This window comes from Streptomyces sp. NPDC092952 (genome assembly GCF_044754785.1).
Taxonomy (GTDB): Bacteria; Actinomycetota; Actinomycetes; order Streptomycetales; family Streptomycetaceae; genus Streptomyces.
Window position 1 is genome coordinate 39,949 of record NZ_JBIVPT010000010.1, and the last position, 21,772, is coordinate 61,720.

Here is a 21,772-nt window from a genome sequence, read left to right on the forward strand (position 1 = left end):
TGCGTCAGTGTGCCGTGCCGTCCGGCGTCATGCGGTTCCGGGTGGGCGAGGCCATGTGCGTGGCTGTGGACGTTTTGTCGTGCTGTTGTGCCCCGACACGGGCGACCAGTACACAGGCGTCGTGCAGGGGCATGTCGTCACCGGACTCCGCGACGACGGCCCGCAGGCATTCCTGCGCGGTCCTGGCCCGAGCGAATCGGGGGGCCAGTGCCAGCAGGGCATCGGGGCCGGTGGCCCGGTCGCCCCGGCGGTTCAGTGTGTCGGTGTGCAGGACCAGCACATCGCCGGGCAGTAGCCGTGCTTCGTCCTGTTCGTAGACGACCCCGGAGGCGGCACCGAGCAGGACACCGTCCGGCGCGGGCAGCGGACGGCCCGTTCCGTCGCGGAACAACAGCGGTGCGGGGTGCCCGGCCTGTGCCCAGGAGAGGGTGCCGGTCGCAGGATCGAACCGGCAGCACAGCGCGCTGCCCAGAGCGGATTGGACGGAGGACTCCAGTAACTGGTTGAGATGCCCCATCAGTGCACCCGGACCGATGCCGGCCAGGGCCATCCCGCGCAGCGCGCCCAGCAGCATCGCCGTCGACGAGGCCGCGCGGACGCCGTGACCGGTCAGATCGCCGACGGCCAGGAAGGTCCTGCCGTCCGGCACCGCCAGCGCGTCGTACCAGTCACCGCCGAGGTGCGCGCTCGATCCGGAAGGGAGGTAGTGGGCGGCGACGTCCAGCGTGTCCGGCTCCCGGGAGGGGAGACGCAGCGTGCCCCGCCACGGGGGCAGCACGGCCTCCTGGAGCTCGACGGCCATGCGGTGCTCGGCCCGCGCACGGTACTCCCGGCGGCGCAGCGAGTCATGGCTCCGGCGCAGCGTCTGCTCGCTGCGCCGGAGTTCGCTGACATCGCGCAGGACGGCCCACATGGCGACGGTGCGGCCGTCCGGATCGAGGACGGGCTCGCCCGTCATATGGAGGGTGCGCGTCCCGCCATCGGGCCGCAGGATGCGGAATTCGCCGTCTATCGGCCTGCCGTCCACCAGGCAGTCCGTCATCAGTGAGCTGAGGAGCGGCTGGTCCTCGGCGGGGAGCACGGACGGCAGCTCGTCCAGCGGGAGCGGCTCGGCCCCGGGGGACCTGCCGAAGATCTGGAACAACTCCTCCGACCAGCTGACGTCGCCGGTGAGCAGATCCCATTCGGCGCTGCCCACCCGGCCGATCAGCGAGCCCGGCCTCGGCATGCCGCGCTCCGGCGTGCCCGGCACCGTCCTCGGCGCCGGGACCTCCGCGCGGCGTTCGGGGGCGGCGGACGGCGGGCCCTCCCTGAGCTGGTCCAGGTGGGTCCCGAGATTCTCCAGGTGGTGGACCGCGAGATCGTAGAGCGCGCGCCGCCAGCGCAGCTGGGGGTCCTCCTCGTCGACCAGCGCCGTGCCCCGCCGTACCGCGTCCACGTCGCCGTGGAGCCGACGGGTCCGGCTGATCAGCGCGTCGACCGTGTCGTGCTCGGGCGGTTGTGGGGCGGGGCGGTCCGCGGACAGGGGGGAGGGCATCTCGTACTCCGATACAGGCGCGGTACGACCAGGTCCGAGAGATGGACCGAAGACGACTGTCGCACAGCCGGGGGGAGGCCGTAAGGGATTTGGCGACACTCGATGCGTTGTTGCCTGCGGAATATGCCACAGGCTGTGCGGGGAGCTCGTCCTTCGAACGTCCTTGCCTTCTACGGACGTTGGCGCAAGTCAGCCGGTGTGTGCGGGGTGCGGGGCAAGGGTGCGTACCGCGTCCGGGCTTGCGTGTTCGGCCTGGTTCGGGCATATGCCAGAGGTCTTCGGTCGCGGAAGCGCCGGCTCCGTGCTGTGGGGTGCGGTGTGGAGGCCGTGGTCCGGGTGCGGTGCGTCCTTCGTCTATGCGGGGGTGCCACCGCGCCCGCGCTCCGGAGCGTCCGGGCCAGGCTCCTCCGGTCCGGCCGGGGCGGCACGGTGCCGCAGCCGCACCCGGTGCCGGTTCTCGACGAGCAGTGCGGCGGCCGCGGCCGCCGCGCCCGGCCACAGGTGCCCCGTGACGGCGGTGGCCGCAGCGCCCGCCGCCACCGCCACCAGCCGACCGGCCACCCAGAGATCCCCGCGCCCCCAGGACCGCAGCGCCGCCCGGCCGACGAGCCCCGTGAGCGTTCCGGTGAAGTAGTTGGTCGGGGTGGAGCGGATCCGGCCCTGGATGCCCATGGCCACGGCGGTGAGCGCCAGCAGCCCCGTCCGGCCCCCGGCGGAGGCGGCCGGATCCAAAGCCCACAGCACGGATCCCGCGGTCAGCAGGGCCACCTCCGCCAGCAGTATCACCGGAAGCGGCCACCGCAGCCGGCCCTCCATCCACGCGCCGCAGGCGACCCCGGCGCCGTACGCGAGCAGCGCCGTGACCACCCGGATCACCACCCCGTGTTCCCCGGCGCCGGTGGCGGAGATGCCGAGCAGCACCAGGTTCCCGGTCATCACCCCGGCGAAGACCTGGCCGACGCAGAGGAAGGCGAAGGCGTCGGCCGAGCCGGAGGCCGCCGACAGGAGCAGCAGCGGCCACTCCCCCCAGGGGTCGGGCGCGGGACCGGGGCGGGGGACGGGGGGACGTACGGCAGTGGACACGTCCGCATTTTCGGCCCCGGCGCCGTCGCCGGACCGGTGTGACCCGCCGGGGGACGTCACGGAGCGCGCCCCTGGTGCGGGCGGACGAGGGGTGGGCGCGTGACGGGCGGGAGTGCGCCCCCGGCGTACGCGCGACGGTGGAAGAGGGTGGTGCCGGGCACCTTGACGGGGATCCGCCGGTCGGTATGGTCTAGGCCAAGTGCAGTGCCCTGCCGGGCGCCCGGTGTTTCCCGGGTGTACACGGCGGCGGTGACTGCCGTGCCCTTCGCACGTCTTGGCCCCACACCAAAGAGGCCGGTCCGGCACCACGGGCCCCCATAGCCCGTCGGGTGCGGCGACGCCTCCTGTGAAGGAGAAGCATGCACACGAAGAGGAAGACGGCCGCGGTCGTCGGCGCCCTGCTCGCCCCCGTGCTGGCCCTGACCCTCCCGGTCGGGTCGGCCAGCGCCCACGGGTACATCTCGTCGCCGCCGAGCCGTCAGGCCCAGTGCGCCGCCGGAACCGTGAGCTGTGGCGACATCAAGTACGAGCCGCAGAGCGTGGAAGGCCCCAAGGGGCTGACCAGCTGCAGCGGCGGGAACAGCCGGTTCGCCGAGCTCGACAACGACTCCAAGGGGTGGAAGGTCACCTCGATCAGCCGCAACACGTCCTTCCAGTGGGTGCTGACCGCCCGGCACGCCACCAGCACCTGGCAGTACTTCGCCGGTGGCCGGAAGGTCGCGGAATTCAACGACAACGGCGCGCAGCCCGGTGCCACGGTCACCCACCAGGTCGACTTCGGCAGCGTGACGGGGCGTCAGAAGGTCCTCGCGGTGTGGAACATCGCGGACACCGCCAACGCCTTCTACGCCTGCATCGATGTGAACATCGGCTGAGCCCCGGTGCCGGGCGGACCGGACGGCGACCGTTCCGCCCGGCACCGCCCGCCCCGGAACGCCGCCGGTCCGGGGCGTCAGCCGGACGGATCCAGGGGCAGGGCCCGCGCCGCGGGGTCGCCCCGCTCGTCCGCGCGCCTGGCCTGCGGTACGCCGGGGCGGGCCGCCGTGCCGCTCGGGACGGCTCGCTCGGCGGGTGCCGGATGCTCGGGGGTGTCGCCGAGCGGCTGGGGGTCGGTCCAGTAGACGCCGAGCATCGTACGGAGCGTCGTGGGGTGCTGGCCGGGCCCGGTGGGCACCGTCAGCCGGTCGAGGTGCTGCCACAGCTCGTGGTCGGTCTGATCGGCCCCGCCGCCCTCGCGGGCGTGGACGTCCTGGTGGCGCTGCACGGCGACGGCCAGCTCGCGGAGGGTCTCGCGGCTCTGCTGTCCGGCGGTGTGGCTCTGCGTCCGGTTCACATTGCGCTGCTCCTGCCCCAGCTCGGTGATGGCCCGCTGCACCCGCTGATGGAAGTTGGCGGTGCGGCGGCGCAGCGACTCGAAGTCGGCCCGGGTGGCGAACCACTCGTGCTTGCCGGCATCTCCCCGGGCGAAGCACTCGACCCGGAACTCCTCGCGCTCGGTCTTGCGCCGCCGCAGCACGCTCGCGGTCCGCTCGTGGACATGGGTGAGGATCTTCCGGGCCCGCGGCAGGTTGTCGGGGTGGATGATCGCTGCCCATGTTCTGGCGTCACGGGTGGGAGGGTGGATGTTCGACGTGAGCAACTGCTCGAACTCTTTGTCGCCGAGCTGCGCGAGATCCTGGGCGTCCACTACTGGCCTCCAAGCCGGTGTTGGGCGGTATGTGTCCAGCGTGGCGTACGGAACTGACATGGAGGTAGAAATCAGGAAATAGAACGTACTGCGGCTGACGGTCCTGATCGAGGCGGTATTGACAGTCCGTCAGGACTCGAGATGCGCTGCGACGGCGCGCACACCACGGCCACCGGGCGGTTCCCCGGCGGGGCCGCGCGAACACCGTGCTGCGCGGAAGCGCTCCGGACCACCTGCCGCATGTCCGAAAATGCGCGTCACCCGAGTTCCTCGCCGCCGTCCCCGGGAACGCTGCGGCCGACGGCGTACGCCCTCAGGCGCGCCACAGCGGCGCGCGTACCCCGTCGTCCTCGGAGACCTGGCAGTGGAGACCGTTGACGACCTCGTCCCGCGCGATGTCCCAGCCGACGACACCGTTGCCCTTCCGTGCGAGTTCCACGAGACGGGCGCGTTCGTCCCCGTGCCCGGTGTTGACGTCGCACTCCACGATGCTGGTCCAGGAACGGCCGTCCACGGCCTCGGCCAGGGCGATCACCGGGAGTGCCGCCGCGGCCAGCAGCAGGGCGGCCACCGATGCGCCGTCCGCGGTGCGTTCCAGCCAGCCGGAGGGGGAGGTGTGGCTGCGTCTGCCGCTGTCGCGCTCGCGCCGACCGGTGCGGTACTCGGCGATCACGCCGAGCCGCAGCGCGTACGAGACGAGACCGACCGCCACGCCCCACCACAGGCCGTGGAAGGCCCCCACCACCAGCGCGCAGGTGAGCGGGACGACGGCGGCCTGCACGACCGTGTGGGCGGTGGGGGTGTCCGCGTGGATCCGGGCCCCGCCCCTGGCGGCGAAGTACGCGTACGAGGTGCGCGACACCACGACGGCGAGCACCGAGGCCAGCAGCGCGTCGTTGAGGAGCATCCCGATGAGGACGTCGGGCCAGTTGGCCGGCTCCATGGCGACGAACGCCTCGCTCGCCGCGCCTCCGCCGCCCAGCGTCCAGGCCAGTTTGAGGACGGGCACGGCGAAGACGACCGCCAGCAGCACGATGTGGCCGGGGCCTCCCTTGAGGTCCGTCGACCGTTCCTTGTTGCTCATGGGCCAAGTCTTGGCGGGGTCCGGACGGTCGGCGAGGCGAGGCCGCCGGGGACCGGGGCCGACGGGGTCGGCCCGACCCGGTCGCGCCGCCGCCCGGAAATCACCCGATCGGGCTACCCGCGACCGGGCCGGGGGATCCACGGCACCGTGGTGCGGGCCGCTCGCGGGGCCGGGGGTGAGCGTCCGTGCCGTTGCGTGACCAGGTGGGCGTTGTTCTAGTGGGACCACCTGCCCATGGGGGCCACGGGACGGGCTCGGCGCTCCGTGGGCACCGGAGCCGGTGCCCCGACACGGGGGGATCCCGGCGGGCCACCCTTCGCGCGCTCTCCGCACCCGCACTCACTGGACGGTGACCATGACCATGTCCTCCTTCGGTTCCTTCGGCGGCCCGGACCCGTTCTCGGAAATGCTCAACCGGTTCTTCGGGATGTCCCCGGCGTCCTCGCCACCGCAGGTGCAGCGGGTCCCGATCGGCCGGCTGCTGACCGAGTCGGCCCGTGAGCTGATAGGCCGGGCGACCACCCGGGCGACCGGCGACGGCAGCCGGGACCTGGACACCGAACACCTGCTGTGGGCCGCCACCCAGGTGGACCCGTCCCGCACCCTGCTCCAGCAGGCCGGGGCGGACCCGGACGAGCTGGGCAAGCGGATCGCCGAGGCCCTGCCGGGGGAGAGCGCCACCCCGTCGGCGGAGCCGAGCCTGACGCCCGCCGCCAAGCGCGTACTGCTCCAGGCGTACGAGCGTTCGCAGGCGGCCGGGGTCTCGTACATCGGGCCGGAGCACATCCTCGGTGCGCTGCTGGACGCCAAGGAGTCCGGTGCGGCCAAGCTGCTGGGCGCGTACGGCACCGACACCGGCAGGCTGCGGCGCGAGGCCGACAACGCCGCACGGGCCGACGGGACGCCTGCGGCCGGTACGAGCGACACCCCCACGCTCGACCAGTACGGGCGGGACCTGACCGAGGAGGCGAAGGCCGGGAAGCTCGATCCCGTGGTCGGCCGGGCCGAGGAGATCGAACAGACCGTGGAGGTCCTCTCCCGGCGCTCCAAGAACAACCCGGTGCTGATCGGTGAGCCCGGGGTCGGCAAGACCGCCATCGTGGAGGGCATCGCCCAGCGCATCGTGGCCGGTGACGTCCCGCGCACCCTCAAGGACAAGCGGGTGATCGCGCTGGACCTCTCCGGTCTGGTGGCGGGCTCCCAGTACCGCGGCCAGTTCGAGGAGCGGCTCAAGAACGTCATCGAGGAGGTCAGCGCCGCCGCCGAATCGACGATCCTGTTCATCGACGAACTGCACACCGTGGTCGGCGCCGGAGCGTCCGGCGAGGGTGCGATGGACGCGGGCAACATGCTGAAGCCCGCGCTGGCCCGCGGTGAACTGCACGTGGTCGGGGCGACCACCATCGACGAGTACCGCAAGCACATCGAGAAGGACGCGGCGCTGGAACGCCGCTTCCAGCCCGTCATGGTGCCCGAACCGACGGTCGAGGAGACCATCCAGATCCTGGAGGGCCTGCGCGACTCCTACGAGGCGCACCACCAGGTCCGCTTCGCCGACGACGCCCTGGTGGCGGCTGCCGAGCTGTCCGACCGCTACATCAGCGACCGCTTCCTGCCGGACAAGGCCATCGACCTCATGGACCAGGCGGGCGCCCGGGTGCGGCTGCGGTCGCTCGGCCGGTCCACCGAGGTCGTCTCCCGCGAGGACCGGCTCGCCAAGCTCAAGCGGGAGAAGGACGAGGCCGTCGCCTCCGAGGACTTCGAGAAGGCGTCCGAGCTGAAGGGCCGGATCGCGGAGACCGAGGCCGAGCTCGCCGGGATCGAGGAACGGCGCGAGGGCGTCATGGACGTCACCACCGCCGACATCGCCGATGTCGTCTCCCGCCGCACCGGCATCCCGGTCACCCAGCTCACCGCCAGCGAGAAGGAGAAGCTCCTCAAGCTGGAGGACGCGCTGCACTCCCGGGTCGTCGGCCAGGACGAGGCGGTCACCGCGATCGCGCAGGCGGTACGCCGCAGCCGGTCCGGAATGGGCGATCCCAACCGGCCCGTGGGCTCCTTCCTCTTCCTCGGGCCCACCGGCGTCGGAAAGACCGAACTCGCCAAGGCCCTGGCCGAGCTGCTGTTCGGCGACGAGAACCGCATGGCCCGCTTCGACATGAGCGAGTTCCAGGAGAAGCACACCGTCTCCCGGCTCGTCGGGGCGCCGCCCGGATACGTCGGCCACGAGGAGGCGGGCCAGCTGACGGAGAAGGTGCGCCGACAGCCCTACAGCGTGCTGCTGTTCGACGAGGTGGAGAAGGCGCACCCCGACGTCTTCAACACCCTGCTCCAGGTGCTCGACGACGGGCGGCTGACCGATGCGCAGGGGCGCACGGTGGACTTCCGGCACACCGTCGTCATCATGACGTCCAACATCGGGGCCCAGCGCATCCTCGCCCACAAGGGCGACGTCTCCGAGATCCGGGAGGACCTCATGGGGGACCTGCGGGGGCACTTCCCGCCGGAGTTCCTCAACCGCGTCGACGAGACGATCATCTTCCACGGCCTCGACAAGGGCGACCTCGGACAGATCGTCGACCTCATGCTGGACGGCAGCAAACGCCGGGTCCGGGCCCAGGGCATGGAGCTGGAGGTCACCGAGGCGGCGAAGAAGCTCCTCGTCGCGCACGGCCACCAGCCGGAGTTCGGTGCCCGTCCGCTGCGCCGCACGATCCAGACCGAACTCGACAACCGCATCGCCTCCCTGCTGCTGGGCGGCGAGGCCGATCCGGGCGACACCATCGTCGCCGACGTGCGGGACAACGCGCTGGTCTGCACCGTCGACCGCCCGAAGACCTCCGCCGAGGAGGCCGCCGGGGACGGGGGCGCCGCCGACGGAGCGGCGGAGGGGACACCGGCCGAGTAGGACCGCGCGGCCCCGCCGCCCGCAGGGCCTGCCGTACGGTCCCCGGCCCGTACGGCAGGCCCTGCGCCGCGCTGCGGACTTCCAGAAATGTGAAGTGCGTTCGAGTGGTGAATGTCGTCACTCGAACGGGTGGCGGAAGGTGTCCTCGATGCGACGCCCTGCCAGCACGCGGCTATTCCTGCTGCTTGTGATCGACAACCTGCTGCGCACCGCCACCGCGGTCGCCCTCACCGCCCTGCCCCTGACGATGGCGAGCCCGGCGTTCGCCTCGGACGACCCCCTCACGGCCCAGCTGATTCCGTGCGCCTCCGTCGTGGCGCCCGCCGGGCACATCTGCGTGCCGTCGCCGAAGCAGTGCATCAAGGCGCCGTGCCCCCAGTACGACCTCATCGCACTCCCGTTCCTCCCGCTGCCCGCCGGTGCGGGGCGGGCGACGCCGGAGGGGGTGGGGCGCTCCTTCTGACCTCTGCCCCGGAGCGGCCTTCCGCGCCGTCCGCACACCTGCGTCCGGACCGATTGTCAGTGGTCGCGGATACGTTCGGTGGTGTCCTGCCGTTGTGGCGCGGAAGTCGCCCCGGTACGCAGAGGAGTGGTGTGTTGTCAGACTGGGAGAGGTCCAGCACGGTACGGGTGACCGCGCCGGCGCGGGCCCGCAAGCTGGCCAAGGTCCCGTTCGTCGAACTGGCCGACGGACGTCTTCAGGGTGTGGTGTCCAGCGGGTCGGACATCGGGCGGGTCTACGTGTCGTCGGTCGCCGCCGGCACCTACGCCTTCGCGTGCAGCACCAACAACAACCGTCCGTGCGGCGGCGCCCGCGGCTCGTTCTGCAACCACATCCTCGCCCTGATCGGCGAGGCCGTGCTTCAGTACGGTGCCGGGCGCGTCGCCCGCTACCTGCGCCTCGAGCCCGGGGAAGGGGAACCGGACGCGGGCGCCATCACCTCCGCGATGCGCAACACCCGTCCCCCGCAGGCGGACGCCGGGGCCGCCGCTCCGGTGTTCAGCCGGTTCCTGCGCCATCTCGCCTACCTGGAGTTCACCCCGGACACCACCCCGGTGCCGGAGATGCACTGGTTCCCGACGACCAGGGCGGTGGCCTGATGCGCGCCGACCTCCTCGCGGGGACCATCGACGGACTCGACGAAGTCCTCGCCGCCGTCGACGCGTTCGACCGGGCCCTCGTCGCCGGGCTGCTCCGGCCGCAGGCAGCCCAGACCGAGGGGCTGACCGCGCTCGCCCACGCGGTCGCCGGCAGCCCGCTCGCCGCGCGGGTCGCCGGGGCGGCCGAGAAGGCGGCTGCCGGAGCCGCGAGCGAGGACGACTTCGTCGCCCTCGCCGCCGCTCGCACCGCGCTCCTCGGCTCCGCGCACGACGCGCTGACCGCCCGGGCCGCCGAGGCGACCGGACGGACCCGTGGGGAGGAACCCGTACCGCCGCCCGCCGGGCAGCAGCCGGCCAACCTGCTCGCCGCCGCCCGCTCCTGGCTGTCGGACCTGGCGCGTTCCGGATGGCAGGGCATCGACCACGACCTGGCCGCCGGAGCGGCCCCCGTCGTCTCCGCCATGCTCCCGGAGCCCGCGCTGCGCCGCCCGGCGATGCTCCTCGACGGCTTCGCCGCCGAGCTGGCCGCCTCCTGTCCGGGAGCCACCCTGGAGCGGATACCGGTGCGCCGCTGGGCCGACCTGTGGGCCAGGGCGCTGCTGCTCACCCTGCCCGGCGCCGCCGAGACGCCCGTGACCGGCACGGTCACCGGCCGCCTGCTGCCCCTCGGCGTCGATCTCCAGGAGCACCCGACCGCCGTACAGGCCCAGGTCCACGCGGTGTTCGAGCCCGCGGGCGGCGGGGCGCCGCGGCTGGTCCGGGCCGGGGCGGCGGTGCCGAAACCCGACACGGTCGTCGGGGCGGGCCTCTGGCAGCTGCTCCGCCCGCGTCTCTCGCTGCTCGCGGCCCTCGGCGAGGGCCGCGCCATGGACCTCACCGACATGCCCGTCACCGCCGAGGGCGATCTGCTCTGGAGCGACGAGCACGCCCGCCGGGGCGAGCCCGCCGACGCCTTCGCCACCGCCCGGGTCGCCCTGCCCACCGCGACGGACGCGGCCACCGCGCCCCTGGACCGCCACCCGGCACGCATCGCCGTCCCCGTGTTCCTGGAGGGCTACACCACCGCCGAGGACGACGGCGCACGGACCTTCGTCCTGCCCGGCTGTGCCCTGGCCGTCGACACCGGGCGCATCCCGGCCGCCGGGCCCCTCACTCCCGAGGCGGTCGCGGCGTCCGGCGCCTGCATCGGACTGCTCCGCTGGGACGCCGGGGCCTACCGCGTCCAGCCCCTGGCCGTCGAGACGACCGTCCGGAAGAAGGCCGTCGCGGTGCACGCCGGAGGATGGGCCGGGGGCACGGCCGACAAGGCAGGTGCCAGGGCGGAGAAGGCCGCCACCGACGCCGTCACGGTGTTGCGGGAGCGGGCGGGAAGGCTGCTGCGGAAATGACCGAGCACATGACGGACCCGTCCGCCGGAACCACGCCCCCCGGGGCGGACCCGCAGGAGAACCGGCGCCAGGTCCTCTACTGGCGGCTCCTCGCCCGCCTCTTCGACCAGGAGGAACAGGCCGCGCTGGAATCGGCCGGCCTCGCCGTGGTCGAGGACATCGGACTGCCGGCCGCGCTGCTGGACCCCCAGGCGTCCGTCGATTCGATCGTGCAGCGCCACCCGGAGCTGGCCGACGAGTTCGACGGCCTGATGGCCCCCGCCGCCGAAGCCGGAGACGGCGGCGAAGGCGGCGACGGCGGGACGGACCGTGACCGGGCCGCCGAGGTACGGCGGGCGGCCCTGGTGTCGAAGGTGCTGCTCAACGTCTTCGCCTCCGGCTCGGGCCAGGTCACCGCCGGACAGCTGGCGCGCTGGCAGTCGGACGCCGACTGGCTGGAGCGCGCGCTCGGCTGCCGTCCCGGCGATCTGCGCGGCGGCCGGACCGGTGGGCGCGCGGCGGGACGGGGCCCCGGCCCGGCCGGCACCGGCGGCAACGGCACGACCCCCGACCTCAGCAGGCTGATCCCGGCCATCGGGCCGGAGCTGGGAAACATCGAGGCCGATCTCGTCAAACGGATGCACCTGCGCGAAGTGCTCGCCGACCCCGCGCTCGCCGCCCGGCTCACCCCGAGCATGTCGCTGATCGAGCAGCTGCTGCGGGACAAGAACAACCTCTCCGGCGTGGCCCTGGCCAACGCCAAGAGCCTGATCCGCCGCTTCGTCGACGAGGTCGCCGAAGTGCTGCGCACCCAGGTGGAGAAGGCCACGGTCGGCGCCCTGGACCGCTCGGTCCCGCCCAAGCGGGTCTTCCGCAACCTCGACCTCGACCGCACGATCTGGAAGAACCTCACCAACTGGAGCCCGGAGGAGGAGCGGCTCTACGTCGACCGCCTCTACTACCGGCACACGACCCGCAGGACGACACCCCAGCGGTTGATCGTCGTCGTCGACCAGTCCGGCTCGATGGTCGACTCGATGGTCAACTGCACCATCCTCGCGTCGATCTTCGCCGGGCTGCCCAAGGTGGACGTCCATCTGATCGCCTACGACACCCAGGCGCTCGACCTCACCCCCTGGGTGCACGACCCCTTCGAGACCCTGCTGCGCACCAACCTCGGGGGCGGCACCGACGGCACGGCAGCCATGACGCTGGCCCAGCCGAAGATCTCCGAGCCCCGCAACACCGTCGTGGTGTGGATCTCCGACTTCTACGAGTGGCGGAGCGAGCCGCTCTTCGAGGCCATGGCCGCCATCCACCGCTCGGGGGCCCGGTTCATCCCCGTCGGCTCGGTCACCAGCGCCGGCCGGGGCAGCGTCAACCCGTGGTTCCGCGAACGCTTCAAGGACCTCGGGACGCCGGTCCTCTCCGGCCACATCCGCAAGCTCGTCCACGAACTCAAGAACTTCCTCGCCTAGAAAGGCCCCTCATGTCCGACCTGTTGCGCGCCCCCGCCGAGATCAAGTACGCCGAGGAACTGGAGTGGCTGGAGTCCGTCGACGACAACCCCAAGCCCTTCTCCTGGCGGCTCTCGCCCAAGATGGTGCGCCTGTTCATCCTGGGCTCCGAGCGCTCCGACGGCCTGGACCGGGAGATCTCCCAGAAGTGGTACGGAGACCGCAGCTTCGTCGAGCGTTCCATCGTCACCCTCGCCTCGGACCGGGGCCTGCTGCTGATAGGTGACCCGGGCACGGGCAAGAGCTGGCTGGCCGAACTGCTGTCCGCCGCGATCTGCCGCAACTCCACGCTCGTGGTGCAGGGCACGGCCGGCACCACCGAGGACCACATCAAGTACTCCTGGAACGTGTCGATGGTCATCGCCAAGGGCCAGTCCCGGGAGTCGATGATCCCCTCACCGATCATGACCGCGATGGAGGCCGGCGCCATCGGCCGCTTCGAGGAGCTGACCCGCTCCACCAGCGACGTACAGGACGCGCTGATCTCGATCCTGTCCGAGAAGTACATCTCGGTCCCCGAACTGGACAGCGACAGCATCGTCTTCGCCAAGCCCGGGTTCTCCGTCATCGCCACCGCGAACAGCCGCGACCGGGGCGTCAACGACCTGTCCTCGGCCCTCAAGCGCCGGTTCAACTTCGTCCGCATCCCGGTGGTGACGAACAAGAAGAGCGAGGCGGAGATCGTCCGCTTCCGCACCGAGGAACTGCTGCGCCGCCACCGGATCGAACTGGAGGTCCCGCCGACGCTCCTGGACGTACTGCTGCGGAGCTTCGCCGACCTGCGGGCCTCGGCGGCGGCGGCCGGCAGCGAGGACGAGAAGCTGGAGTCCGCGCTCTCCACCGCGGAGCAGATCGGTGTGCTGGAGGACGCGGTGCTGCACAGCAACTTCTTCGGCAGGCACACCCTGACCGCCCGCACGCTGGCGTCCTCGCTCGTCGGCTCGCTGGCCCGGCGCGAGCCCGAGGACCTGGCCATCCTCAACAAGTACCTGCACGGAGTCGTCGAGCCGCGCAGCAAGGAAGAGGGCGGCTCCTGGCCGGAGTTCCTGGAGGGCGGCCGCGACGCGATCGCCACCCTGTCATGACCGGCGCCCACGAAGGCACCTTCGAGGGGCTCCGCGCCCAGCTCCAGGAGGCCGCGGCGGCCTTCGCCGACGGACCGGACGCCCTGGAGGGGATCCTCCTCGGCATCGTCGACGACGTCGACCACGCGGCCCGCGAACCGCTGGAGATCTTCCCCGTCTGCCACCACTCACCGGCCTCCGCGATCGCCATGGCCCGCCGCCTGCGGGAGAAGCAGCCCAAGGTCGTGTACCTGGAGCTGTGCGAGGACATGGCCCCTCTCCTGACCGAGCTGCGCAACTGCAGGCTGCCGGTGGCGGTCCAGTCCTTCGCGACCGAGGTCGACGGCTTCCCCGCCGACTGGTCCCCGCTGTCGGTGGTCGCCCCGATCACCGAGGCCTCCGCCGAGTACCAGGCGATCGCCTACGCGCTGGACACGCCGGGCGTCGAGCTCGTCCTCGTCGACCGCTCCTCCGACCACGTCTTCCAGTGGGACGCGCGCGGCGCGCACCCCGAGGCACCCGCCGACCCGGACGCGCCGCCCGCCGAGGAGGAGGCCGCGCTGCACGGCGACGCCGTGGGCGTGGAGATCGGCGACCTGCGCCCCCGCTTCGCCGAGCTGGAGGAGCACCTGCTGCGCCACGGCAAGGTCCGGCACTGGTCGGAATGGTGGCACCAGTACGTCGAGCTGCCGCTCGGCGACAGCGACCACGACACCTACCGCCAGGTCATGCTCCTGATCGGCAGCCTCTTCCGGCGACTGGCGCCCGGCGACCCGCACCGGGTCCGGGTGGACGAGGACCGCGAGCGCCACATGTGGACCCGGATGCGCCGGCACCTCGTGGCGAGCGGTGCCGACCCCGCGGACTGCCTCTACGTCTGCGGCGCCTTCCACGCGGTCAGCCGCGTCGAGGAGTTCGGCGTCCACGGCGCCGACACCTTCGAGACCACCCCGCCCACGGCCACGGTCTGGCAGCACGGCCTGATCCCGTCCAGCCACGCGGCGATCGAGGCGCAGTTCGGCCTCGCCGCCGGATCGGTGTCGATCGCCGCCACCGTCTGGGCGAAGAACGTCAGGCGCAGCCGCGTGAAACCGTTCCGCCTGGCGGGGCAGGCCGGCAAGGAGAAGACAGGGGCCAGGAAGGCCGGGCCCCTGCCGGACCCGGTCCCGGACCTGCCGCCGTCGGACCGGCTGACCGGCTTCCTCCAGCAGCCGCCCGTCCTGGACCGGCTGGACGAGGCCGAACTGCTCGGCTGGTCGGTGGAGATCGTGCGCGCCGCCCGGCGCAACGGCTACCTCGCCTCCACCGCCGACGCCATCGCGGTGTTCGAGACGTCGATCCTGCTCGCCGGGATGCGCGACCGGGCCAGACCCACGCCGTACGACTTCCAGGACGCGGCGGTCACCTGCATCGAGAAGGACTCCGTGCCCGGCCGCCGCGACGTCCGGCGCCTGGTGGAGATCATGATGGGCGGCGACCGGGTCGGCCAGGTCGGCTACGACGCGCTGCCGCCCCTCGCCCGCGACGTGCACGACCGGCTGGCCCCCCTCGGACTCGAGCTCCAAAGGCGCGGAGTGCGGCGCGCCCTGCTGGACATCGCCGCGCGGCCGGAGCTGGAGCGCTGCTCCGACGCGCTGTGGATGCTGCGGTACCTGATGCCACAGGGCGCCGCCCGCCCGATCATGGGCGAGCGGAAACTGGGGGAGCGGCCGATCCAGGAATCGTGGGACCTCGCCCTCGGCACCCACCAGCGCGCGCTCATCGAGCTCGGATACGAGGGCGTCAGCATCGAGCAGGTGCTGGAGCAGCGGCTGCGCCGGACCGCGTACGACCGGCAGGCCACCACGGGGACCGTCCTGGCGGCCGTGGAGGACGCGACGCTGTATCTGCGCAGCCGGCGGCTCTCCGACGAACTGGGCACCCATGCCCTGGAGGTGCTGTCCGCCGAGCGCGGAGTCGACGGCGCGCCGGAGGTGCTGCGCCGGGTGCGACGGCTGCTGGCGTACTACCGCACCGCCGAGCCGGTACTGCCGCCCTGGATCGAGTCGTTCGTCAAGACCGGCTACGCCCACTACTGCACCCTGCTGCCGACGGCGTTCACCGACGAGGACGCGACGGTCCGTCACGTGGCGGCGATGCTGGGCTTCCTGTTCAGCATGGAGAGCCTGGCGCTCTCCCTGGGCTGCGACCGGACCCAGCTGGAGCTGGCGGTGGGCCAGTCGCACCCGGAGGAGTCGTCGAAGACGGCACTGCTGTGGGCGGCGCAGGTCCAGCTCGGCCGTCTGACCCGCGCGGAACTCCGCGCGCGGTGCGACGCCCTGCTGGACAACCCGCTGACGGTAGCCGCCTATCCGCGCTGCCTCAGCGGCTTCGTCCACGCGCTGGAGCCCGTTCCGGGGCTCACCGACTTCGTCGTGGAGGCCGTGTCGAACGCCTTCGGGCGGCTGCCGGACCAGGTGCTCCTGCCCTGGCTGCCGACGCTGATCACCACCCTGCGGTCGAGCGGATCGGAGCTCGCCCCGCTGCTGATCCGGGAGGCCGGACGGACCTTCCCCGGCAGGCTGGCCGCGTTGGACGCCTGGGTGCCGCCGTGGCGGGCCCCGTCCGCTCCGCCCGCCGCGCAGCCGCCGGGCGGCGCGCTGAGCGGCCCGGGAAGTGCCCTGCTCGCCGCGCACCCGGGGACGTGCGACGCGCTCGCGGGCCTGCTCGGCTGCGAGGACGGCTGGGAGGAGCCGGACATCGGCCCCGCCGGGGCGGTGCTGCTCGGCCGTCATCCAGCCACCGCACAGGCACTGGAGGCGCTGCTGGCCACCGGGTGACCTTCTGGGGCCGGTCCCGGGCGGACGGGGCGCAGGACCGGCCCACAACGACGAAGTACCTGGTCAGAGCGGTGCAACGACCTGGACGCCGGATCAGGCCCCGTGGTTCGATGACGCCCATGACATCGTTCTGGACGGGAAAGCGGATACGGCTGCGCGGCATCGAACCCGACGACTGGACCGCCCTCATGCGCTTCGCCGAGGAGGAGGCGGGCACGGGCGACCTGCCCCGCCTGCCGCGTTCGGCCGAGCAGCATCGCGCCCGCGCGAAGGAACTGTCCGTCACCGCCCTCGACGCGGACTGCTTCCAACTGGCGGTCGAATCGGTGGAGACGGGGGAGATGGTCGGGGCCGTCGGCTCCTTCCAGGCCGATCAACGGGCCGGGTGGTTCGAGTACGGGGTCGTCATCGGCGCCGGTCATCGGCGCAGCGGGTACGCGGCCGAGGCCGTACGGCTCCTGCTGCGCCACATGTTCGACGAGCGGCGGTTCCACCGGTGCCAGGCCCGGATCCTCGCGTACAACACGGCGTCACTGGCCATGCACCGACGGCTGGGATTCGTCGAGGAGGGCCGGCTCCGCGACCATGTGTACGTCGGCGGGCGCCACCAGGACCTCGTCCTGATGGGCATCCTCGCGGAGGAGTTCGCCCTGGCGCACCCCTCGGACGGATTCTGAGCGCAGCGGGACCGCGCTCCTGGCCGGTGGAGCCGGCCCGCCGCCCGGGGCACCCCCCGACCGTGCGCCGGGCGGGCACGGAAACTCCTTGGACCCGGCGGATTCATGGCCGGATAATGCCTGCCCATGTCAGCCAATCCCGTCTCCGGCCCGATGTGCACCCGTGCGTCGCTCGCGGCCGATCTCCGTACCCTCGGACTGCGCCCCGGCGAAACAGTGCTGGTGCACTCCTCGCTGAGCTCGCTGGGCTGGGTCTGCGGCGGTCCCGTGGCCGTCGTCATGGCGCTGCTCGACGTGCTCGGCGAGGAGGGCACCCTGGTCGTGCCGTCCCACTCCGGTGACAACTCCGATCCGGCGCTCTGGTCGAACCCGCCCGTGCCCGAGGCATGGTGGGAGGGGATCCGCGCCGCGACCCCGGCCTTCGACACCCGGACCACCCGCACCCTGGGCGTCGGAGTCGTGCCGGAGACCGTACGTACCTGGCCGGGCGCGCTCCGCAGTTCCCATCCGCAGACCTCCTTCGCCGCCGTGGGCCCGCGCGCCGCCGCCCTCGTGGACGGGCATGCGCCGGACTGCCGCCTCGGGGAGCGCAGCCCGCTCGCCCGGCTGGAGGAGAACGGGGCGCGGATCCTCCTGCTGGGCGCCGGATACGACTCCTGCACCGCCTTCCACCTGGCCGAATACCGGATCCCCGCCCCGCTGACGGACAACTCCTTCGCGGCCGTGACACCGCAGGGGCGCCGCTGGGTCACGGTGCGCGACACCATGATCTCCTCGGAACGGTTCGACGAGCTGGGCGCGGCGTACGAGAAGGAGCGCCCGGTGCTGCGCGGCGCGGTGGGCGGCGCCGAGGCGCGGCTGTTCGGCCTCGCCGACGCCGTCGCCTACGCCGAGAGCTGGCTTCCCGTGCACCGTCCCGAAGCCGCCGGGATCTGACCGGCCCGGACCGGGCCGGGACCTGACCGAGGACACCGGCCGGTACGTGCCCAGGTGCGCATCACCGCTGGTGGGGGCCGCCTCGGCCGGTCGTGGCGCGGGAACGGGCGCCGGGGTGCGGGCGCCGGGGTGCGGGTACGCCGCCCGGGGTACACGGTGGGAGCACGAACCCGACCCGGCCGTGGCGGTGGGGAAGCCCGAAGGAGCAGCGCATGGAGGCCCTGGAAAGGATCAGGCCCGTGAACGGCGCGCCCTGCTGGGTGAGCCTGATCGTCCATGATCTGCGTGCGGCCCAGGGCTTCTACCGGTCCGTCATGGGCTGGGACTTCGTCGGCAGCGCGCTCGGCGAGAACTTCTCCGTGGCGATGGCCCAGGGGCGGCCCGTGGCCGGGCTCGGATCCTGTTCCCGCGCCGCCCGGCCGCCCGCGGTCTGGACCCCGTACTTCGCGGTGGACGACGCGGACGAGACCGCGGACCGGGTCAGGGAGCGCGGCGCGACCCTCGCCGTCGGGCCGGTGAAGCTCGGAGAGGGCCGGGCCGCGATCGCCGCCGACCGTGACGGCGCCGTCTTCGGATTCTGGGAGGGAACCGCCCTGACCTGGTCGGTGGGCCGGGGCGACGCCCCCGCCCGCCTGGACCTGCGGACCCGCCACGCCTTCGAGGCGGCCATCTTCTACGCGGAGGTCTTCGACTGGGCCGAACGCCCCGGCGGCTGCACGGTCGACTACGCGGAGGGCCACGTCCACATCGGACTCGACGGGCACACCGTCGCCACCCTGCACGGCGGCGGGGTCGGGAGCGCCGCCGACCCCGCGATCAGGCCCCGGTGGGTCGTCGGCTTCCGCGTCGTGGACGGCGCGCGGACGGCGACCGCCGCCGGCGCCGCGGGAGGGGCGGTGTCCCCGTCGAACGGCGGGCCCCCGACGGACGACTTGGTCATCCGCGACCCCGACGGCGCGCTCTTCACCGTGTTCGACGCCTGAAAGCCCCCTCCGGGAACGGTCGCGGCCCCGGAGCGTCCATCCGCTCCGGGGCCGCGACCTGCGCGTTCCGTGCCGTCGATCGGCGACGGCCGTCAGCCGCGCCGGTGGTTCACCGGCCGCCCGCGCTCTTCCTGCGGAGGAGGAACACCGCGCCGCCGCCGACCACGACGAGCAGGGCGGCGACGCCGGCGATCACCGGGGTGGCGCTGGAACCGCCGGTCTCGGCGAGGTCGCCGCCGCCGGTGGTGGAACCGGTGACCTGGCCGGCGGGTGCCGTGTGGGCGGGCGCGGCGGAGGGGGCCGTCGACGGCTTGGTGCCGGGAGCGGCCGTCCTGCAGTCGAGGACGCCCCGGAAGGTCTCCTCGAAGCCGTTCGGGCCGGTGACGGTGAGGTCGTACGAGGCGTCCTCGGCGACCGGGACCGTCACGGTCTTCGTGCCACCGGGGGCGACGGTGTACCGCGCGCCCTTGAGGGTGAAGGTCCACGGCTCGTCGCCCTGGTTGGCGGCGGTGATGTCGACGCCGCCCTTCGCGCAGTCGGTGGCGGCGGTGACGGCGGGGACGGCCCCCTTCTTCGCCCAGGACGCGGACGCCCCGGCGGTGACGGCGGCATCGCTGGACCCGGCCAGGACGAGGGTCTGGCTGGGGCCGTCCGTGCTGACGAAGGCGCGGCCGAGCGGAACCCCGGTGGTGGCCCGGGCGGTCAGTCCGGCCGATCCGTCGGGGGTACCGGCGGGAACGTCCAGGAAGACCCGGTCACCGTTCGCGGCGTTCTCGACGGGCTTGCCGTCCGCGTCGACGATCCGCACGCCGGCCGGGGCGCCGGGAGCGAGGGCGAGGGAGACGGCCGACGCGTTCGTGGTGACGGTGACCGGACCCACGCGGTCACCGGACCTGCCCGCGACGGAGGCGGGGGAGAGCGCCAGGGACTCCTTCGGCTCCTGGAGGCTCTCCGCCCTGCCGAGCAGGTAGTCGGTCAGCAGCTTGGCATCGGGGTCCGTGGGGGTGGCCGTCACCCGGTCCGAGAAGTGCCAGATGGCGGCCTGGGTCCCCGCTGCGGCGTCGTTCGCGTCGAGGTTGCCGGCGCCGACCTTCTTGGCCAGGTCGGCCACCGCGACCTTGGGGTAGGAGTTCTCCAGGACCCAGAGGATCTTCCCGGCGTCGCCGTTGTCGTGCAGGGAGGACTCGTCCCAGCCGACCTCCTTGTAGTGGAAGTCCTGCCGGGCCCCGGTGCGCAGATCGATGCAGTAGGTCGAGAGCGTGCCCCCCTGCCCGGTCCGCATCTCGAACAGGCCCGCGCGTCCGACGGACCACTTGCTCCCGTCCTTCTCCTCGATCCTGACCGGACCATAGTCGGTCAGGCCGCCGAGCTTCGCCGTGGCACCGCCCGTGCCCAGGGGGCTCTCGTCGGCCGCGGCGGGACCGGCGAGGGCCATGGCCCCCGTCGCGAGCAGCCCCGAGGCCAGGGAGACGGCGGCCAGACGGGCGGCGCCGCGTCTGAAGACAGAAAACATTGAATTCCCCTCGAAAGCAGGCCGATCCGCGCCGTTGGTCGATGAAGGGGCGCGGTGGATTCCTGCGGCATACGTACGGACGCGGGCGGGGCTGGTGCGCCACCCGGGTACACGGGAATCCTAGGAACTCCGTTCCCGTGGAATGCCGGTCATAGGACTGGGATAAGGCTAGCGAGCCGGAATCGTTACCGGTGGTTCCCAACTCAGCGGAGAACACGGGCGGAAGAGGTGCGTCGGGCGGTGTGCGGACCCGTGCCGGGGAAATCGGTCCAGACCAATCCGGGGTCTGTGTGAGCACAACCTGAGGTATGCCTTAAGGCATCCATAAGAATGGCCCGCCGGTGCTCGGGAAGGGCGGCCGACGCGATTTTCGGGGTTAGGTTGCTGATCGCCGGGCCGCGGAGGCATCGAGCCGAAAAGGCCGCCCCGCCGGCCTGCTCCCGGACGTCGTCATTCCTGAGGAGTTCTTCCCCATGACCCTTCGCCGCAAGGCCGCCGAGTGCACCGCCGCAGGTGCCGCCTCACTGGTTCTGGCCGCGCTGTCGAGTGTTCCCGCATCGGCCCACGGTTCGATGACGGACCCGGTCAGCCGGGTTTCCGCCTGCTACGCGGAGGGCGTGGAATCGCCGACGTCCGCGGCGTGCAAGGCGGCGATCGCCGCCAGTGGCAAGCAGGCGTTCTACGACTGGAACGCGGTCAACATCGCGAACGCGGCCGGGAAGTCGAAGCAGATCATCCCCGACGGCAAGCTGTGCAGCGCCGCCAACGACAAGTACCGGGGCCTGGATCTGCCGCGTACCGACTGGCCGTCCACGAAGATGGCGGCGGGCGCCCACACCTTCCACTACAAGGGCACCGCCCCGCACAAGGGTTCCTTCGAGCTGTACATCACCAAGGACTCCTACGACCCGTCGAAGCCGCTGAAGTGGTCGGACCTGGAGGCCCAGCCCTTCGTGAAGGTCGCCGACCCCCGGATGGAGAACGGCGACTACGTGTTCCAGGGCACTGTCCCCGCGAGGTCCGGGCGCCATCTCATCTACTCGATCTGGCAGCGCTCCGACTCCCCGGAGGCCTTCTACACCTGCTCGGACGTCGTCTTCGGCGGCGGTGCCAAGGGCGGCGCCGCCGCACCCACCGCCTCCGCGCCGACCGAGAAGGAGATCGAGGAGGGCGCCTCGAAGTCCTCCGTCCAGCACCAGGGCCACGGCGGTCACGGAGCGGCCGCCCCGGCATCCTCCGGGGCAGGGACCGCGCAGGGCGCCGCCGAGACCCCGGCCGGTGCCAACGAGCCCCGGGCCGACAGCGCCGCCGAAGAGTCGCCGCACACCACGCTCGCCGAGACCGGTGGCGACGACTCCACCCGCTACATCGCCGTCGCGGGGGCGGCGGTCCTGGCCGCCGGCGCGACCGCGGTGTTCGCCGTCGGCCGACGCCGCTCGACCGCGGCCGGCCGCTGACCCCTCTCCCGTCCCCGTCCCCCCGGTGGTTGTGTGCCG

17 protein-coding genes are annotated in these 21,772 nt (G+C 72.7%); 12 read left to right on the top strand and 5 right to left on the bottom strand.

Annotation, left to right across the window (positions count from 1 at the left end; genetic code table 11):
• Nucleotides 1-4: 4 nt before the first annotated feature.
• Both ACIQGQ_RS23350 and ACIQGQ_RS23355 read right to left on the bottom strand, forming a co-directional pair.
• Nucleotides 5-1,537: a PP2C family protein-serine/threonine phosphatase gene (locus ACIQGQ_RS23350; RefSeq protein ID WP_402398570.1), complete on the bottom strand. Its 1,533-nt coding sequence runs from the start codon at nt 1,535-1,537 to the stop codon at nt 5-7.
• A gap of 354 nt (nt 1,538-1,891) precedes the next feature.
• Entirely contained in the window at nt 1,892-2,620 is a 729-nt protein-coding gene (locus ACIQGQ_RS23355) for a YoaK family protein (protein ID WP_402398571.1), read from the bottom strand.
• A 359-nt stretch (nt 2,621-2,979) separates the two neighbouring features.
• Between ACIQGQ_RS23355 and ACIQGQ_RS23360 the strand changes: the two genes are divergently transcribed.
• Complete coding sequence (locus ACIQGQ_RS23360; RefSeq protein ID WP_366291611.1) at nt 2,980-3,495, top strand: lytic polysaccharide monooxygenase auxiliary activity family 9 protein; 516 nt, start codon at nt 2,980-2,982, stop codon at nt 3,493-3,495.
• Nucleotides 3,496-3,572: 77 nt separating this feature from the next.
• On the opposite strand, the gene ACIQGQ_RS23365 is transcribed toward ACIQGQ_RS23360, so the two are convergent.
• Complete coding sequence (locus tag ACIQGQ_RS23365; RefSeq protein WP_402398572.1) at nt 3,573-4,307, bottom strand: hypothetical protein; 735 nt, start codon at nt 4,305-4,307, stop codon at nt 3,573-3,575.
• A gap of 313 nt (nt 4,308-4,620) precedes the next feature.
• The gene (locus ACIQGQ_RS23370; RefSeq protein ID WP_402398573.1) at nt 4,621-5,391 is read right to left on the bottom strand and encodes a hypothetical protein; all 771 of its coding nucleotides are present in this window, start codon (nt 5,389-5,391) and stop codon (nt 4,621-4,623) included.
• A gap of 355 nt (nt 5,392-5,746) precedes the next feature.
• Between ACIQGQ_RS23370 and ACIQGQ_RS23375 the strand changes: the two genes are divergently transcribed.
• From ACIQGQ_RS23375 to ACIQGQ_RS23420, 10 genes are all read left to right on the top strand, one after another.
• On the top strand, nt 5,747-8,299 hold the full coding sequence (locus ACIQGQ_RS23375; RefSeq protein ID WP_402398574.1) for an ATP-dependent Clp protease ATP-binding subunit: 2,553 nt from the start codon (nt 5,747-5,749) through the stop codon (nt 8,297-8,299).
• A gap of 148 nt (nt 8,300-8,447) precedes the next feature.
• Complete coding sequence (locus tag ACIQGQ_RS23380) at nt 8,448-8,762, top strand: hypothetical protein (protein ID WP_402398575.1); 315 nt, start codon at nt 8,448-8,450, stop codon at nt 8,760-8,762.
• Nucleotides 8,763-8,896: 134 nt separating this feature from the next.
• The gene (locus ACIQGQ_RS23385) at nt 8,897-9,400 is read left to right on the top strand and encodes a hypothetical protein (RefSeq protein ID WP_402398576.1); all 504 of its coding nucleotides are present in this window, start codon (nt 8,897-8,899) and stop codon (nt 9,398-9,400) included.
• A complete protein-coding gene (locus ACIQGQ_RS23390; RefSeq protein ID WP_402398807.1) occupies nt 9,370-10,788 on the top strand; it encodes a hypothetical protein in 1,419 nt (472 codons plus the stop codon). Before ACIQGQ_RS23385 ends, ACIQGQ_RS23390 begins: the two co-directional genes overlap by 31 nt.
• The gene (locus ACIQGQ_RS23395) at nt 10,785-12,245 is read left to right on the top strand and encodes a VWA domain-containing protein (RefSeq protein WP_402398577.1); all 1,461 of its coding nucleotides are present in this window, start codon (nt 10,785-10,787) and stop codon (nt 12,243-12,245) included. Before ACIQGQ_RS23390 ends, ACIQGQ_RS23395 begins: the two co-directional genes overlap by 4 nt.
• Nucleotides 12,246-12,256: 11 nt before the next feature.
• On the top strand, nt 12,257-13,369 hold the full coding sequence (locus ACIQGQ_RS23400) for an AAA family ATPase (RefSeq protein WP_402398578.1): 1,113 nt from the start codon (nt 12,257-12,259) through the stop codon (nt 13,367-13,369).
• Nucleotides 13,366-16,167: a DUF5682 family protein gene (locus ACIQGQ_RS23405; RefSeq protein ID WP_402398579.1), complete on the top strand. Its 2,802-nt coding sequence runs from the start codon at nt 13,366-13,368 to the stop codon at nt 16,165-16,167. Before ACIQGQ_RS23400 ends, ACIQGQ_RS23405 begins: the two co-directional genes overlap by 4 nt.
• 119 nt (nt 16,168-16,286) lie before the next feature.
• The gene (locus ACIQGQ_RS23410; protein ID WP_402398580.1) at nt 16,287-16,844 is read left to right on the top strand and encodes a GNAT family N-acetyltransferase; all 558 of its coding nucleotides are present in this window, start codon (nt 16,287-16,289) and stop codon (nt 16,842-16,844) included.
• A 126-nt stretch (nt 16,845-16,970) separates the two neighbouring features.
• On the top strand, nt 16,971-17,780 hold the full coding sequence (locus ACIQGQ_RS23415) for an aminoglycoside N(3)-acetyltransferase (RefSeq protein WP_402398581.1): 810 nt from the start codon (nt 16,971-16,973) through the stop codon (nt 17,778-17,780).
• A gap of 212 nt (nt 17,781-17,992) precedes the next feature.
• Nucleotides 17,993-18,763, top strand: coding sequence for a VOC family protein (locus ACIQGQ_RS23420; RefSeq protein WP_402398582.1), 771 nt, complete (start codon nt 17,993-17,995; stop codon nt 18,761-18,763).
• Between the two features lie 109 nt (nt 18,764-18,872).
• Here ACIQGQ_RS23420 and ACIQGQ_RS23425 read toward each other — a convergent pair whose 3' ends face one another.
• Nucleotides 18,873-20,276: an LAETG motif-containing sortase-dependent surface protein gene (locus ACIQGQ_RS23425; RefSeq protein WP_402398583.1), complete on the bottom strand. Its 1,404-nt coding sequence runs from the start codon at nt 20,274-20,276 to the stop codon at nt 18,873-18,875.
• 473 nt (nt 20,277-20,749) lie between these two features.
• Here ACIQGQ_RS23425 and ACIQGQ_RS23430 point away from each other — a divergent pair, with 473 nt between their 5' ends.
• The gene (locus tag ACIQGQ_RS23430) at nt 20,750-21,733 is read left to right on the top strand and encodes a lytic polysaccharide monooxygenase (RefSeq protein WP_402398584.1); all 984 of its coding nucleotides are present in this window, start codon (nt 20,750-20,752) and stop codon (nt 21,731-21,733) included.
• Nucleotides 21,734-21,772 lie beyond the last annotated feature (39 nt).

What these genes read in the sequence shown, in the direction of transcription:
- ACIQGQ_RS23430 (WP_402398584.1), top strand. Translation starts at nt 20,750, where the DNA reads ATGACCCTTCGCCGCAAGGCCGCCGAGTGCACCGCCGCAGGTGCCGCC.
- ACIQGQ_RS23405 (WP_402398579.1), top strand. Translation starts at nt 13,366, where the DNA reads ATGACCGGCGCCCACGAAGGCACCTTCGAGGGGCTCCGCGCCCAGCTC.
- ACIQGQ_RS23420 (WP_402398582.1), top strand. Translation starts at nt 17,993, where the DNA reads ATGGAGGCCCTGGAAAGGATCAGGCCCGTGAACGGCGCGCCCTGCTGG.
- ACIQGQ_RS23375 (WP_402398574.1), top strand. Translation starts at nt 5,747, where the DNA reads ATGACCATGTCCTCCTTCGGTTCCTTCGGCGGCCCGGACCCGTTCTCG.
- ACIQGQ_RS23380 (WP_402398575.1), top strand. Translation starts at nt 8,448, where the DNA reads ATGCGACGCCCTGCCAGCACGCGGCTATTCCTGCTGCTTGTGATCGAC.
- ACIQGQ_RS23370 (WP_402398573.1), bottom strand. Translation starts at nt 5,391, where the DNA reads ATGAGCAACAAGGAACGGTCGACGGACCTCAAGGGAGGCCCCGGCCAC.
- ACIQGQ_RS23350 (WP_402398570.1), bottom strand. Translation starts at nt 1,537, where the DNA reads ATGCCCTCCCCCCTGTCCGCGGACCGCCCCGCCCCACAACCGCCCGAG.
- ACIQGQ_RS23360 (WP_366291611.1), top strand. Translation starts at nt 2,980, where the DNA reads ATGCACACGAAGAGGAAGACGGCCGCGGTCGTCGGCGCCCTGCTCGCC.
- ACIQGQ_RS23425 (WP_402398583.1), bottom strand. Translation starts at nt 20,276, where the DNA reads ATGTTTTCTGTCTTCAGACGCGGCGCCGCCCGTCTGGCCGCCGTCTCC.
- ACIQGQ_RS23395 (WP_402398577.1), top strand. Translation starts at nt 10,785, where the DNA reads ATGACCGAGCACATGACGGACCCGTCCGCCGGAACCACGCCCCCCGGG.
- ACIQGQ_RS23415 (WP_402398581.1), top strand. Translation starts at nt 16,971, where the DNA reads ATGTCAGCCAATCCCGTCTCCGGCCCGATGTGCACCCGTGCGTCGCTC.
- ACIQGQ_RS23400 (WP_402398578.1), top strand. Translation starts at nt 12,257, where the DNA reads ATGTCCGACCTGTTGCGCGCCCCCGCCGAGATCAAGTACGCCGAGGAA.
- ACIQGQ_RS23410 (WP_402398580.1), top strand. Translation starts at nt 16,287, where the DNA reads ATGACATCGTTCTGGACGGGAAAGCGGATACGGCTGCGCGGCATCGAA.